The organism is Streptomyces calvus, from assembly GCF_006782915.1.
GTDB classification, from domain to species: Bacteria; Actinomycetota; Actinomycetes; order Streptomycetales; family Streptomycetaceae; genus Streptomyces; species Streptomyces calvus.
In genome coordinates this window covers 59,744-72,620 of the sequence record NZ_VCNP01000004.1, presented here as the reverse complement: position 1 = coordinate 72,620, position 12,877 = coordinate 59,744, and the positions used below count along the sequence as shown (strand labels likewise).

General features: G+C 73.6%; 9 protein-coding genes. 3 read left to right on the top strand and 6 right to left on the bottom strand.

From position 1 onward, the window contains the following. Positions 1-21 precede the first annotated feature (21 nt). The 3 genes from FGW31_RS00785 to FGW31_RS00775 all read right to left on the bottom strand — a co-directional run bounded on the left by FGW31_RS00785 (position 22) and on the right by FGW31_RS00775 (position 2,403). Entirely contained in the window at positions 22-354 is a 333-nt protein-coding gene (locus FGW31_RS00785; protein WP_142191319.1) for a putative quinol monooxygenase, read from the bottom strand. Between the two features lie 78 nt (positions 355-432). Next, positions 433-876, bottom strand: coding sequence for an SMI1/KNR4 family protein (locus tag FGW31_RS00780; protein WP_142191318.1), 444 nt, complete (start codon positions 874-876; stop codon positions 433-435). 45 nt (positions 877-921) lie between these two features. After that, positions 922-2,403 (bottom strand): MFS transporter, encoded by a 1,482-nt coding sequence (locus FGW31_RS00775; protein ID WP_233452307.1) that lies wholly within the window; start codon positions 2,401-2,403, stop codon positions 922-924. Positions 2,404-3,785: 1,382 nt separating this feature from the next. Here FGW31_RS00775 and FGW31_RS00770 point away from each other — a divergent pair. The 3 genes from FGW31_RS00770 (at position 3,786) to FGW31_RS00760 (ending at position 7,867) form a co-directional block, all read left to right on the top strand. Next, positions 3,786-4,964: a Cmx/CmrA family chloramphenicol efflux MFS transporter gene (locus FGW31_RS00770; RefSeq protein ID WP_142191316.1), complete on the top strand. Its 1,179-nt coding sequence runs from the start codon at positions 3,786-3,788 to the stop codon at positions 4,962-4,964. Between the two features lie 159 nt (positions 4,965-5,123). Then, complete coding sequence (locus FGW31_RS00765; RefSeq protein WP_142191315.1) at positions 5,124-6,305, top strand: FAD-dependent monooxygenase; 1,182 nt, start codon at positions 5,124-5,126, stop codon at positions 6,303-6,305. After that, entirely contained in the window at positions 6,305-7,867 is a 1,563-nt protein-coding gene (locus FGW31_RS00760; RefSeq protein WP_142191314.1) for a hypothetical protein, read from the top strand. Before FGW31_RS00765 ends, FGW31_RS00760 begins: the two co-directional genes overlap by 1 nt. A 132-nt stretch (positions 7,868-7,999) precedes the next feature. Here the strand turns inward: FGW31_RS00760 and FGW31_RS00755 are convergent, their stop codons facing one another. The 3 genes from FGW31_RS00755 to FGW31_RS00745 all read right to left on the bottom strand — a co-directional run bounded on the left by FGW31_RS00755 (position 8,000) and on the right by FGW31_RS00745 (position 12,838). After that, positions 8,000-10,255, bottom strand: a complete 2,256-nt coding sequence (locus tag FGW31_RS00755; RefSeq protein WP_142191313.1) for an RICIN domain-containing protein — start codon at positions 10,253-10,255, stop codon at positions 8,000-8,002. Between the two features lie 238 nt (positions 10,256-10,493). Continuing rightward, on the bottom strand, positions 10,494-11,543 hold the full coding sequence (locus FGW31_RS00750) for an LLM class flavin-dependent oxidoreductase (protein ID WP_142191312.1): 1,050 nt from the start codon (positions 11,541-11,543) through the stop codon (positions 10,494-10,496). A gap of 158 nt (positions 11,544-11,701) precedes the next feature. Beyond that, the gene (locus FGW31_RS00745; protein WP_142191311.1) at positions 11,702-12,838 is read right to left on the bottom strand and encodes a hemopexin repeat-containing protein; all 1,137 of its coding nucleotides are present in this window, start codon (positions 12,836-12,838) and stop codon (positions 11,702-11,704) included. Between the last annotated feature and the right edge of the window lie 39 nt (positions 12,839-12,877).

Here is a 12,877-nt window from a genome sequence, read left to right as displayed (position 1 = left end):
GCCTGAGCGTGTCCGGGCGGGTCAGCCCTGCTCGGGCACGCTCATCTCGCCCAGCGCCGACCAGTCGTCCTGCGGCACCGTCGCGTTCACGATCCGGGGCGTGGCCGCGAGATGGGGCGGCAGGGTGCGCTGCGCGGTCCTGAAGTGCTCGGACTGCACGTGCGCCGCCCCCGCCTCGTCGTCGCGGAACGCCTCGACCAGGACGTACTCCGTCGGGTCGTCGAGGCTGCGGGACCAGTCGAACCACAGGCAGCCCGGCTCGGCACGGGTGGCCGCGGTGAACTCGGCGGAGATCTGCGGCCACTGGTCCGCGTACTCGGGGCGGACACGGAACTTGGCGGTGATGAAGATCATCGGGGGCTCCCTCGGTCGTTCTCCCCGCCGGGCCCGGGGCCGGACCCGGCGGGCTTCCATGATCGTAACCGACGTGGTTCAGCGCCCGGCGGCGTCGCGGACGCAGGCCTGGACGTAGTCGCTGAAGGAGTCCGCGAAGGGTTCGCGCCGGGCGACCGCCTCCCGCAGTTCGAGGTCGAACGGGTCCATGAGCTGGACCGGAGGGTTCGGCCCGGCGTCGAGCGGCACCACGAGCGTGTAGCAGTCCTGGTTCTCGTTGGAGATCAGCAGCACGCCCGCGGCGACGTAGTCGTCGTCGCAGTACGGCAGCCCCAGCTCGTCCAGGCCCATCACGTGGTCGTCGGTGCGGGACGCCTGGAACTCGACGGCGCCGTCGACCGCGTACCACTCGACGACCGCTTCGGGCAGGCGGACGCCCAGGTGCCGCTGCCGCTCCGCCAGGATCTCCAGGCGTTCCGGGCACATCCGGGCCGGCAGGCCCGCCCGGGCACACGCCTGCGCGTGGTAGGTGATCGCTGTCATTCCGGTGGACTGTACGCCACCGCCGGCACCCCGCACCCGGACGTCTCACCCGGGCTCCGGCCCCCGGCCGCCCTGGAGCCGCTGCAGGTCCGAGGGGCGCACCTGGACGGCCAGCACGGCGACCAGCGCGGCGAGTACCGCGAAGACCGCCGCCGTGATGAAGGCGGCCGAGACGCCGGCGGTGAGGACCTCGTCCGCCCAGGGCGGCGGCAGCTCTCCGCTCTGCCGGAAGCGCTCGCGCTCGGCCGGTGTCGCCTGCCGCAGGAACCGTGCGATCTGCTGGTCCGCCTCGTTGCCGCTGGCCGTGCCGAACACCGTGACCAGGATGGACAGGCCGAGCGAGCCGCCGACCTGTTGGGTGGCGTTGAGGAGGCCGGAGGCCGCGCCGGTCTCCGGGACGGGGACGTCGGACAGCGCCATCAGCGTCAGCGACACGAACTCCATGCCCATGCCGAGACTGAACACGAGCATCGGGCCGAGCACACTGCCGGCGTACGTGGAGTGGACGTCGGTCAGGGTCAGCCAGGCCAGGCCCGCCGCGGCCAGGATGCCGCCGGCCACCATGAAGGGCTTCGGCCCGTACACGGGCAGGAACCGGGAGGCCAGCCCCGCGCCGATCGCGATGACCGCGCTGACCGGGAGGAAGGCGAGGCCGGCCTGGAGTGGGCTGAAGTCCAGCACGTTCTGGACGAAGAGCGTCAGGAAGAAGAACATGCCGAACATCGCCGCGGCCAGGAACAGCATGATGCCGTACGTGCCCGCGCGGTTGCGGTCGGCGAACATGTGCAGCGGTGTGATGGGCTGCCGGGACCGCCGCTCGATCAGGACGAACCCCGTCAGGACGACGACGGCCGCGGCGAACGAGGCGATGGTGAGGGCGTCCCGCCAGCCGTCCTGCGCGGCCCGGATGAACCCGTACACCAGCAGGACCATGCCCGCCGTGGAGGCGACCGCGCCGGTGACGTCGAAGCGGCCCGGACGGCGCTCGGACTCCTTGATCCAGCGCGGTGCGGCCAGGGCGATGAGGATGCCGATCGGCACATTGACGAAGAGCACCCACCGCCAGTTCAGCCACTCGACGAGCACGCCGCCGGCGAGCAGCCCGATCGCGCCGCCTCCCGCCGACACGGCGGCGAACACGCCGAACGCCCGGTTGCGTTCCGGCCCTTCCCGGAAGGTCGTGCTGATCAGGGCGAGGGCCGTCGGGGAGGCGATGGCCCCGCCCATGCCCTGCAGGGCGCGGGCGGCGAGGAGTTGGCCGCCGTTCTGCGCGAGACCGCCGAGCAGGGAGGCGAGCACGAACAGCAGCACGCCGAACATGAACACCCGCCGTCTGCCCAGGATGTCGCCGGTCCGGCCGCCGAGCAGCAGCAGGCCGCCGAAGGTGAGGGTGTAGGCGTTGACCACCCAGGACAGGCTGGTGGTGGAGAACTCCAGGGAGCGCTGGATGTGCGGCAGCGCGATGTTCACGATGGTGATGTCCAGCACCACCATCAGCTGGCACGCCGCGATGACCAGCAGGGCCATGGTGTTTCCGCCACCGCCGCCCGTCCGGCCGGTGGTCTGTGAGGCGGGGACTGATCGAGGACCGCTGGTCATACGGGGTCGCCCCTTCGGGAGTCCACCGTTCGACCGTACGCTCGCCCTCCGCCCGTCACCACTCGAACAGCCCAGCCCCGAACAGCCCAGCCCCGGACGGCCCTGCACCGGGGACCAGCGACTGGCATCCGGCCCAGGCGCTCCGGCCGCACCGACGCGCGGGTGCACTCCGTCGGCCCGGCGCCCGACGTTCCCGCGGTGACCGGGCCCGCCGGGGCGCCGTACGGCCGTCAGCCGTCAGCCGTCAGCCGTCAGCCGTTGGCGGTCGGCGGTCAGCCGCCGCCGTGCGGCCCTTGCGGCGCTCGACGTACAGCCACCGGCCGGCCGGGCCGGTCCACTCCCGCGTCCACGCCGTCGGCCCGGCGATCCCGCTGAGGGACGAGCCCTTCGGCGCTTGCGACGCGCTGTCCCGGGTCGGGCTCCAGGAACGCTGTGTTCCTCGCCGGCCGGGTGATCGTCATGGCGGCCGGCACCGGACGCGTCCGCGACGTCATCGACTCGACCCCGCCGTCGAACGCGCCGAGGAGTTCCGCCCGATCCCGGGTTCGCCGCACCGCGCAACCGCGCGTGGCACTCCGCCCACCACCAGCAAGGCCGCGCTGCCGTCCCTTCCCGGCATGACGGCACCCGGCGCACGGCCGCCGACCACGGCATCGACGTCCCGGCCCTCCCCGGCCGGCACAACACCGTCGACCACCCGGACTGCCCACCTGAAGGAGCACGGCCCCCGCACTTCATGCTGCGCCCCGTCGGCACACCGCCCACCCAGGCCCCACCGTCCCGGCTCCCGCGCACGCTCCACGAGCGGTCAGAACCGCCTGCCGGGCGGCATGTTCGCCGTGGGCGACGCCTGAGGCGAGGGCGTCCGGCCGACGGCGGGACACACCGGTCCACACGGTGTGTCCCACACCGTTCCACATCGACGCAACCACCGTCACCAACGCGGTTCGCCACCTTCGTGCCGCGACTCCTGCTGCCACCGCCACCGGGTCGCCGCACGCTCCTCCCACACCCCGACTCCTCCTACGGCAACCTCGGCTTCCGGTGCGCCGACGACGCGGCGGACGGGTGAGCACAACCGAGGTGCCCCCAAGCGCCCCTGTCGGGTAGCGTGCGGCACATGTCGAGCCCCGAGTCGGACGAGGTGGGGGCTTTCGGTCACGCCGTCAGCCCCCTGCACCACCGTCCCTGACCTCCCGGTCCGCCGCCCGCCGCCCCGTCGCGGTGCGCGGCCGGACGAGTGCGCCCCGGGGCGCTGACCGCGGTGACGAGACGCCTCAACCGTGCCTCTCCCACCTCGGAGCCCCTCCATGCCTCTCCCGCTGTACCTGCTCGCCGTGGCGGTGTTCGCCATGGGCACCTCGGAGTTCATGCTCGCCGGCCTCGTCCCCGACATCGCCTCCGACCTCGACGTGTCCGTCGGGACGGCAGGCACCCTCACCTCGGCCTTCGCCGCCGGAATGATCGTCGGTGCCCCGCTGGTGGCCGCGCTCGCCCGCGACTGGCCCGTACGGGGCAGTCTCCTCGCGTTCGTCGCCACGTTCGCGGCGGCCCACGCCGTGGGCGCCGTCACCACCAGCTTCCCGGTCCTGTTCGCCTCCCGGGTCGTCGCCGCCCTCGCGAACGCCGGATTCCTCGCGGTGGCCCTGACCGCGGCCGCCGCGCTCGTCCCGCCCGACCGCAAGGGGCGCGCGCTGGCGGTCCTGCTGTCCGGCACGACGGTGGCCACCGTCGCCGGTGTCCCGGCCGGCGCGGCCCTGGGCGCACTGTCCGGCTGGCGGGCCACCTTCTGGGCGGTCGCCGTCCTCTGCCTGCCCGCGGCCCTCGGCGTCGTCCGGGGCCTGCCCGCCCGGCTCGCCGACGCCGACACCGCGGGCCGGCCGGCCCTGCGGGCCGAACTGGCGCAGCTCAAACGGCCGCGCCTGGCCCTGGTGATGCTGCTCGGCGCACTCGTGAACGCCGCGACCTTCGCGAGCTTCACCTTCCTCGCACCCGTCGTCACGGACACCGCCGGACTGGACGACCTGTGGATCCCGGCCGCCCTGGTGCTCTTCGGCGCCGGTTCCTTCCTCGGTGTCACCCTCGCCGGACGCCTCTCCGACCGGCGCCCGCACCTGGTCGTCGCCGTCGGCGGCCCGTCGGCGCTCATCGGCTGGCCCGCCCTGGCCCTGCTGGCCGACCGGCCGCCCGCCCTGCTCGCCCTCGTGTTCGTGCTGGGCGCCCTGTCGTTCGCGCTGGGCGGCACCCTCATCACCCGGGTCCTCTACGAGGCCGCCGGCGCCCCCACCATGGCCGGCTCCTACGCGACCGCGGCACTCAACGCCGGTGCCGCCGTCGGACCCCTCGCCGCCGGGGCCACCCTCGGTGGCCCGGCGGGGGAACTCGGGCCGCTGTGGACGAGCGCGTTCCTCGTCCTGGTGACACTGCTGGTCGCCTACCCGCTCCGCGCCGCCCTCACCGGCGGCCGGGCCGACGAAGCGCTCCGGTGACAGGCCGCCGGTCCGCCCGCACTCCGGCGCGTTGACAGGCGTGCCCCGGCGTGTTGCCATGAGGCGCTGCTCGGCCGGGGCACGCACCGCACCGCGTCCGGGCACCGCGTCACAGGACGGCACGACGGGGCGGTGCCCCCGGACCCGGAACGAGGACCCATGCCACAGCGCGCCGCGACCGTCGTCGGCGGCGGGATCGGCGGCCTCGCCGCGGCCCTCGCCCTGCACCGCCGGGGCTGGCACGTCGAAGTGCTGGAACGCACCCCCGAGTTCACCGAGATCGGCGCCGGCATCTCCCTGTGGCCCAACGCGCTGCACGCGCTGAAGACGCTGGGACTGGCCGACACCGTACGCGCACTCGGCGCCGTCGAGACCGGGGGAGGGGTACGCGACCGCAGGGGCCGCCGGCTGTCCCGCACCGACAACGCGGAGCTGGAACGCCGCTTCGGCCATCCCCTGGTGGTGCTGCACCGCGCCGACCTGCTGCGGGCGCTCGCCGGGGCACTGCCCGCCGACAGCCTGCTGCCGGGCAGCGAGGTGACCGCCGTCCACGACGACGGGGGACAGCCGGTCGTCGTCCGCCGCGGCCACACCTCACGGCCCGGCCTCGTGGTCGGCGCCGACGGACTGCGCAGCGCGGTCCGCCGCTCCCTGTGGCCCGACGCACCCGGCCCCCGGTACGCCGGCTACACCGCCTGGCGCACGGTCACCGACCCGCTCGCCGCGCCGCCCGCCGAGGGCGCCGTGATCTGGGGGCGCGGCGAGCGGTTCGGCTGCACCGCGCTGCCCGGCGGACGCATGTACTGCTTCGCCACCGCCTCGCTGCCGGAGGGCACACCCTGCGACGGCACCGAACACGCCGAACTGCTGCGCCGGTTCGGATCCTGGCCCGATCCCGTGCCCCGCCTGCTCGCCGCGGTCCCCGAGGACGCGGTGCTCCGGCACGACCTGTACGACCTGCCGCCGCTGCCCTCCTTCGTCCGCGGCCGGGTCGCGCTGCTGGGCGACGCGGCCCACGCCATGACCCCCAACCTGGGCCAGGGCGCCTGCCAGGCACTGGAGGACGCCGTCACGCTCGCCCACTGCCTCGACACCGTCCCGGACACGACCGCCGCGCTGCGCTCCTACGACCGGCTGCGCCGCCCACGCACCCGTGCCGTCGCCCGCCGCTCCGCCCGGCTCGGCACCATCGGCCAACTGTCCTGGCCGCCCGCGGTGCTGCTGCGCGACACCGCCGCCCGGCTGACACCGGTGCGGATGACGCTCCGGTCCATGACACCCGTGCTCGGCTGGACCCCGCCCGCCGACCCGGCCGACGTCCCGGACGACAGGAACCGCTGATGCCCGACTGGACGTACCACCCGCTGCGCCGCCCGGCCGCCGCGCTCCTCGGGGAGCGGCGCTCGCAGCGCACCGCCCTGCGGCTGCTCGCCTCGGTCGGAGCCCGCCCCGCCGGCGCGCGACTCGTCGCCCGCGCGTTCGGCCACCGCCATCCGCCGCGGCACCTCGCCGGTGAGGTCGGCGGCGCGCCCGTGACCGTGCGCCTCGGCCTGTCCGTCCCGCCCGCACTCGCTCACGAGGCGGTACGGGCCATGGCCCCGCTCGGCGCGGGATTCGTCGAAGTGACGCCCGTTGCCGCGGCCGACGTCCCGACCGTGCGCGAGGCCGCCGCCGGCCGGTCGATCCCCGTGGTCGTCGGCGCCTGCGACGCCGAGACCGCAACCGGACTGGAGCCGTACGTCGACGGATTCACCGGCGCCGACGACCACCGGCTGCTCCGGGTGACCGACCCGTCGGTCACCGCCGCGGCCGCCGCGCTCGAGGAGCCCGCAGCCGTCCTCCTCGCCCGGCCCGGTGTCCTCGTCGCGGCCGGACCCGGCTGGTTCGCACGGGTCACCGAAGCGGCCACGCCCACCCTGCCCGCCCCGGGACCGCGCGACATCGGACGCGATCCGCGCCGCTGGCCCGCCTGGTGGTGGGCGCTGCTCCTCGGCCTCGGCATGACGGTCGCCGGGCTGTGCGCCGCCGCGATCACCCTCGGACCCGTACTGCTCTGGTACGACCGCGCCTACCTGGGCATGGCGCTGGGCGACCTGCACGCCGTCAACCACCACCTGGTGCACTTCCTCCAGCACGACCGGATCACCATGGCCGGCACCATGGTGGCGATCGGCGTCCTCTACGCGGGCCTCGCCGCGGGCGGGATCCGGCGCGGCCGGCCCTGGGCGCGCGAGGTACTGCTGCTGTCGGGCGCGATCGGCTTCCCCACCCTGTTCTACTTCCTGGCCACCGGCTTCGTGGAGCCGCTGCACACGGCCGCCGCCGTGGTGCTGTTCCCGATGTTCGTCGCCGCCGTCCGCCGGAGCCCGCGCACACCGCGGTGGCGGCCGGTTCCCGAGGGGCCGGAGCCGGAACGGCGCAGAGCACTGACCGGCCAACTGCTGCTGATCGTCACGGCGGTGGGCCTGTTCGCCGGCGGAGCGGTGATCTCCGTCGTCGGTCTGACCGGTGTGTTCGTCCCCGCCGATCTGGCGTTCCTGGACACCGACGTGCAAACGCTCCGGGCCGTCAGCCCGCGGCTGGTGCCGTTCATCGCGCACGACCGCGCCGGGTTCGGCGGCGCCCTGATGTCCGCCGCCGTGGCGATCCTGCTGCTCAGCGCCTGGGGCTGGCGGCGCGGCGAGGCCTGGGTGTTCTGGACCCTGGCAGCGGCGGCGGCCGCGGGCTTCCTGCCGGCCGTGGTGGTGCACGGAGCGATCCACTACACCGACGCCGTCCACCTCGCCCCGGTCTGGCTCGGCATCGCCATGACCACCACCGGCCTGCTCCTCGCCCGCCCCTACCTGTGCGCCGCGGCGCCCACGCAGCCCGCTCGCACCGCGGACGCGGCCGTCGGACGCTGACGCGCCCCGGTTCTCCAGCGGTGGAGGAGGACGCCATCGTGCGGCCCCCGGCGATGGAACGGCTACGGAACGGCGGGAGCCCCGGCCCCTCGAAAGAGGTCGGGGCTCCCGCCGCGCGCGGTCGCTGTCACCTCACGGATGGCTCACCAAATTCGCCACATTGGTGGCGGAGTCGGAGGGGCCTCCTCGGTCGTTGATGACGTGCCGGATGGTTCCGGTGCCGCCGAGGGAGACGGTCACCATGTTCCGGAAGCGCACGTCCGGGTGGTCGGGGACCTCGAAGGCGCGCTCGGCGGTCACGCTCGGGTCGACGTTGAAGAAGCAGTAGCTGCCCAGCCCGTATGCCTGGTGGCTGGTCACGTGGTCCGCGACCTTGTAGGCCGCGTAGCCCTGCGTGGAACCGTTCATCCACGCGGCCTGGTTGGGCGGGTCGTAGGGCATCTCGTTCTGGTAGAAGTACGTCCGCCCGCCGTTGCCGTTCCAGATCGTCTGGTGCTTCTGGTAGTGCTCGACGAACAGGCCGTACATCGTCACGTCGTCGCCGTTGACGACCAGTCCGGTGTCGGCGGTGTTGGTGTTCCAGCCGATGCCGTTGCCGTGGTCGCCGCGCCAGATCCACATGTGGTCGCCGATGACGTCGTCGCTGTTGACGACGAGACTCGTGGTGGCCTTGCCGGCGTGCGCACCGCCGACACGGAAGTACACGTCGTGCAGGGACGTGGGGTTGGCGGCGTGATCGGCCGACGCGCCGGACGGGCCGATCTCCACGAGCGTCCGCGAGTTGGTGGTGCCGGCGTCGAAGAGGACACCCGCGACCTTCACACTGTCGACGTCGGCGACCGTCATCGCCGTCACGCCGTTGTCCGGGACGAACGTGGCCAGGCCCAGCCCCAGGACCACGGTGTCGGGCCGGGTCACCCGCAGCGTCTGGTCGAGGTGGTAGACACCCGGAGTGACCAGCAGGTTCTTGCCCTCGGCCAGCGCGGCGTTGATCTGCGCGGCACTCGCGCCGGGCTTGACGACGAAGAACCGGTCCATGCCGAGCGACGTGCCCGCCGCGGCCCCGTCCGCCCAGGACGTCGCCGTCGAGTCGGTCCGCAGCGCCGGGACGAAGACCCGGTAGGCGCCGGCCGCGTCGACGTACAGGAAGGGCTTCTCCCGCACCGTCGGCGTCCGGTCGACCGTGGTGTACGGCGGGTTGGGGAAGGTGGTGCCGGGGACGCCCCGGCTGCCGACGAAGACCATGTTCCAGTTGGAGCCGGACCAGCTGCCCAGCTGGGAGTTGCGGGTCAGCCACTGCTGCTGGGTGCCGGAGCGCACCTGGCCGTCGATCTTGCTGTCGGCCATGAACCCGCCGCTGGACCAGCCGCCGTCACTGAGCTCCAGGTCGCCCCGGACATGCATGCGCCGGTAGCCGGAGGCCTGCGACACCGCCCACCGGTCCGTGCCGCCGTCCGGGTTCACCGACAGATTCTCGGCGCCGCGCCAGAAGTTGTGGGTGGCGTTCTGCGGCGGGAACCAGTCGGCCTCGACGTGCACGGCACCGTTGATCGTGACCGAGTCGGGCGACTGGCCCAGGCCCAGGACCTGGGTGTAGAAGCCGACGTTGACGTCGTTGTCGTACGTGCCCGGCTTGAACAGCACCGCGTACCGCTCGGAGCCGAACTGGTTGGTCTCCTGCTGCCGGAAGATCGAGTCCAGCCGGCTCTGGATGGTCGACGACGGCATCGACGGGTCGAAGACCGCCACGTTGGGGCCGAGGTCGACGTCCCCGGGCGCGGTGCTCGCGGGCGTCACGCGGAAGCTCTGGGCGGCCGAGCCGTTGCAGGTGTACTGCACCAGCTGGACGCTGTCGGCCGTCGAGGCGGACGGCACGTCGAGGCACTTGCCGCTGTGCCGGTTGACGAAGTGGTAGGCGCCGCCGCCCTCGTCGACCGGCAGCCACTGCTGGTTGGCGCCGCCCCCGTACGTCCACAGGTGCACGGCCGCGTTGTCCGCACTGGACACATCGCTGACATCCACCACCTGCCGGGCGTCGTTGCGGTTGCCGATGCGCACGTAGCCGTCACTCGTCGCCGTGAAGCTCCACTGCTGCGCCGTGGTCGTGTTGCAGGTGTACTGCTGCACGGCCGTGCCGTTGACCGTCCCGGCCGCCCGGGCGTCCAGACACTTCCCGCTGCCGCTGTTCACCACCGTCGACCAGCCGGTCGGCAGCGCGGCGGCAGCCGCCGGGCCCGAGGAGGCGGAGGCGCCGGCCGGCTGGACGGCGGTGAGGACGGAGGCGGCGGTGGCCGCGGCCACCACCACGGCCGTCCAGGGCCGCCGCACCAGGAGCGCCGGCGCCCGGCCGGAACGGCCGCCGGGACGTGGTCGCGAGGGTCTCAGCATCGTTGTTCTCCTGTCCGCCGGGGCGGCTCGAGAGGTGGGGGAGAGGCACGGCCGCGGCCGGCCGGTGCGCGCGGGGACACAGGGAGGGGCGGGAGCACAGGCGGCGCGGACCTGCGGGCGAACGTCCGTGGGGGATACGCCACTTACTTCAGTCCGTGATTTAAGGAGTGATGGAAATCCCTGTCAAGGGTTTGGTCCGGACCGGCGGAGCGGCCGGCCTCGCGGCCGGCCGCAGGGCTCACGCCATCGCCGGCATGATCTGCTCGCTGATCAGCCGCAGTTGCTCGTCGGTGTCCGCCACCGCGTCCAAGTCCCGGCCGGTGAAGGCCCGCACCAGCCGCCGGTCCGTGATGGCGCAGATGATGTGGTTCACGCCGGACGGCGCGATCTGCGTGCGGATCTTCTCCGCGCACTCCTCGGGGGTGCCCGCCACGGACAGGCGCTCGGCCACCTCCGGCGTGGTGAGCTCGATGCCGCGCGCCAGGTCGCCCGCGCCGATCGCCTCGATGACGGGTTTCAGCTCGGCGGGGTCGACGCCGTTGCGCCGCAGCTGCTCCTCGGGCATGGAGGAGGCGTAGATGCCCACCATGCTGCGGGCCGCCTCCTTCGCCGTCCGCGAGTCGGGGCCGGTGGCGAACACCACCCACGCGCCGATGTCCAGGGAGCGCCAGTCCTTGCCCGCCCGCTCCGCGCCCGCCCTGATGTGGCGGACGGCGTACTCGTAGGCCTCCGCCGTGTAGCTCAGCGCGTGGTGGCATCCGTCGGACAGCTCACCGGCCGCCTCGAACGACTTGGGGCCGCGCATCGCGCCGAGCTTGAGCGGCACGCGCTCCTGGACCGGGCGGGCGAAGGTGAACAGCCCGTCGTAGGTGTAGAAGTCGCCGCGGTGGGTGATGGCGCCCTCGTCCAGCAGCGTCCGCACCACGTGCAGCGCCTCCTTCACGCGGGACAGGGGCCGGGTGCGCGTCCAGTCGATGCCGTACTGCGCCAGAAGACCGAAGTTGCCGCTGGACAGCACGGCTTCGGCGCGTCCGCCGGACAGTTCGTCGAGCGTGGCCAGCGCCTGCGCGATCAGCGTCGGCTCCCGGAGCGTGACCGGCGAGACGCTGGGGCCCAGCCGGATGGTGCGCGTCTGGCCCGCGGCCACGGCGAACAGCAGCCACAGGTCCTTGTGCCACGTCTCGTCCGCGGCGTAGCAGGCGTAGAAGCCCAGTTCGTCGGCGAGTCTGATGGAGGCGAGCGAATCCTGCAGCGGATAGTCGGGTAACAGCGCGTAGCTGAACCTCATGGACGGGTCCTCCCGGGCTCGGTCGAACGGTCACCGGCCCCCAAGTCTCCAGCCCCGCCCCGCACCTGGCCAGGGCGCCCGCACGGCACGCCCGCTCCCCGGCCCGTGCCGTGGGACGGAGTCCACGCGTCCGCTGCGGCGCCCGCCCCCGGGAGTTGTCAGCGGCTCGCCTCCAGCTCACGCATCCGCCCGGTGAGGATGTCGGCGTAGCGGGGATCGGTGGCGTAACCGGCCGCGGCGACGGCCCGGGCGAAGGCGTAGGGGTCGTCGCTGTGGTCGAAGGCGGCCGCGTAGCGGGAGTTGTCGCGCAGGAAGCGGGCGTGGTGGGTGAAGGACTCCTCCGGGGAGGCATAGCGGCGGAACCAGTCCCGCACCACGTACTCGAACGAGCCGTCGGGCAGCGGCGTCACGGAGATGACCTCGGGAAAGGTGGCGTCGGGGCGGCGCAGCACCTCGCGGGTGCGAAGCAGCTGACGGCTCTCCTCGGGGTCGGTCGCCCTGGCCTTGATGCCGAAGAAGTTGTTGCCGGGGGCGCTGCGGCCCCAGTCGGACTCCAGGGCCGCCTGGCCCAGTGTGACCAGGACCGGGACTCCGAGGTGTGCCTCACCGGGCTCGGCGAATGCGTGGTAGCGGTGGTAGAAGTCGGCCGCCCCGGCCGTGGCGGGGCCGCCGGCGGGCGCGGGGGCCGCGTGGGACCACGCCGCCTCGACGGGCCCCATGACTCCGGGCCAGTGGTCGGCGACGGGCAGCGGGTAGCCGGGCAACTGGGCCTTGGCGTGCCAGTCGAGCGCCACGTACTCGGCCCCCTGGAACAGGTAGGCGCGCCCGGTGCCCGTGTTGACGGCCCCGTGGATGCCGCCCGCCACCCAGGCGGGGTCGACGCCGCGCCAGCCCACGGACACGTCCTTCGGGTAGCCGGGGTCCTGCCGGTCCGCGGCGATGTCGTAACGGGCGTACTGGGCGCCGCGGAAGAAGTAGACCTTGCCGTCGCCCCAGTTCATGGCTGCGTCGACGGCATCGAAGACGACGCCGGGCCACATGCCCGCGATCGGCAGCGGGTACCCTTCGTCGACCTGGTCGGTGGCCGTGGGAATCCGCACGTAGGCGGGGCCGCGGAACACGTACAGCATGCCCGCGCCGAGGTCGACGGCCGCGTCCACGCCGGCCGAGAACTCGGCCGGCAGCCCGCTCCAGACGTCGGTGAGGGGCCGGCGCCCGACGACGGTGTTCGCCGGCCAGTCGAAGACGGCGACCTCTCCCGCGGAGGAGAAGTACGACGTGGTCAGTGGGGCCATCTCGGTCTCCTGTCGATGGTGTTCGCCCGGCGGCGCCGG